This window comes from Arsukibacterium sp., assembly GCF_033722355.1.
In the GTDB taxonomy this organism is placed as follows: Bacteria; Pseudomonadota; Gammaproteobacteria; order Enterobacterales; family Alteromonadaceae; genus Alishewanella.
The window spans coordinates 1-2,210 of the sequence record NZ_JAWVZF010000262.1; the positions used below are offsets into that span (position 1 = coordinate 1).

2 protein-coding genes are annotated in these 2,210 nt (G+C 50.3%); both read left to right on the top strand.

Annotated features, from left to right (window positions below; all coding sequences use genetic code 11):
• Nucleotides 1-848 (top strand): peptidase dimerization domain-containing protein (locus R3177_RS14600; RefSeq protein ID WP_318971737.1); only part of this gene is annotated, 848 nt, incomplete at its 5' end.
• 140 nt (nt 849-988) lie between these two features.
• Nucleotides 989-2,210 (top strand): diguanylate cyclase domain-containing protein (locus tag R3177_RS14605; protein WP_318971738.1); only part of this gene is annotated, 1,222 nt, incomplete at its 3' end.

A 2,210-nucleotide genomic window follows, 5' to 3' on the forward strand; every position in this document is an offset into this window, starting at 1 on the left:
CCTTAAGTCTGACAGGCCTTAAAGGTGGTCATTCCGGCGTCAATATTCATTTAGGCCGGGGCAATGCAAACAAGTTACTGGCCCGTTTTTTAGTGGCGGAAGCCCGTGAGCTGAAGTTGCAACTGAGTGATTTGACCGGGGGCTCGCTGCGTAATGCTATTCCTCGTGAAGCCACGGTCAAACTGTGTCTGCCGGCAGATAAACTTGATTTATTGCAGCAGAAAATCAGCACCTTTGAGCAGTTAGTACAAACCGAGCTGGCGGCTGTCGAGCCAGCTGTTAAATTCAGCCTGAATGAAAGCAGCCTGCCGCAGCAGGTGATGACGAATGCCAGCCAGCAAGCCCTGTTAAACCTGCTGCATGCCTGCCCGAATGGCGTGATACGCATGAGCGACGATATTGCCGGTGTGACCGAAACCTCGCTGAATATGGGCGTTATCAGCACCAGTGCTGATAAGGTCAGCGTGTTATGTTTGATCCGCTCATTAATTGACTCTGGACGTGAGCATGTCGAAACCATGTTAACGTCCCTGGCTGAACTGGCCGGGGCGGCTGTCAGCTTCAGTGGTGCTTATCCCGGCTGGAAGCCGGATCCGGATTCCGCCGTGATGAAAATAGTGAATGATACCTATCAGGATATTTACCAGAAGCAACCGGTTATTATGGTGATTCATGCCGGCCTGGAATGCGGCCTGTTTAAAAAGCCGTACCCGCAGATGGATATGGTGTCCATCGGGCCGACGATCCGCTATCCGCACGGCCCGGATGAAATGGTCAATATTGAAACAGTTGGCCAGTACTGGCAGTTACTGTTAGCGGTGCTGGAACGCATTCCGGCGAAAACCTGACAAGCTGGTTACTTTCCTCAGATGCTGCCGGCCGAATGCTTAACGGCACTGACCGGTAGTATTGCTATAACAGATATTGGCAACTAAGCTTAGTTAAGCGATTGTTAGTTGTTATAAATTTCCTAATATAGTGAATTTAAATGGACAAACAGCTTGAGCAACTGGCTCAGTTTGTAGCGACCGCCGACAATGTTGAGGGCTTAACCCGGCCGCTGTTAGCTCTGCTACAGAAAATAACGGGCCTTGAGTCTACCTACCTCACTGCGATTGATGAAACCGCCGGTGTGCAGCATATCCTGATCGCCCATAATGCCGGCGCCTTGGATCTGCCGGAAGACCTGACGGTACCGTGGAAAGATACGTTGTGCAAAAGAGCGCTGGAAACTCAGCAGTTCCTGACTGAAGATGTGCCAGCCTGCTGGGGTGACTCAGAGGCTGCCAGGCAGCTGGGTTTAAAAAGCTATATCAGTGTGCCGGTACGTAATCACGATGGCAGTGTATTCGGCACCTTATGTGGTGCCAGTTCGCAGAGTGTTGCGCTTGGCAAGATGTCACATTTGCCTGAATTATTACAGTTATGCGCTGATTTAATCAGTCATCAGCTAAGCCGGGAAAATTATGCCAGACTTGCCGATGCGCGAGCAGTAAAAGCAGAGTCGGAGCTTAACCGGGTCAGTCTTTTTGCCAGAATTACTGAGTTGTGTATGGCAGGACAATCGCTGAGTCTGACCATCAGTCAGACCGCAGACTATATGCTGCAAAGTGGCCTTTGCAGTCAGGCCATCGCCTTTGAAATGAACGACGACGAGCTGGTCGCGGTGAATGCTCAGCATCAACCCTGGCAGAGCGTCGTGCAAAGGCTGCGCTCAGAATTAAGTGTTGAAACCCGCCGCCGCTCTATCATTGAGCTTGAGATACCGGCTGGGGTGCAGCATCAGTTCAGCGAATTTTTGCTGGCGGGTCACAGCACGTTATTAATTAAGATCTTTGCCGAATACCGGCCCGCCGCACTGATTTTTGTCCAGATATCGCCTGCTATTGCGATACAGACTGAAAGTAAAGCATTATTTTCGGCGATAAGTAACTCATTATCATTACTGGCCAGCCGGCTGGCGGATCATCAGGCTCTGACAGCGCTTAATCAGCAATTAGAATATCAGGCACAACACGACGCGTTGACCACCCTGCCAAACCGGCGCTATTTATTTGATGAATTGGATAGGCAGCTGGCGCGCGCCAGTCGCCAGCAGCTCAGTTTTTTTATTTTATTTATCGATTTAGACGGTTTTAAAACCATCAATGATAGTTATGGTCATGAAACCGGTGATGAGTTTCTACGCGAATTTGCCAACCGGCTGCGTC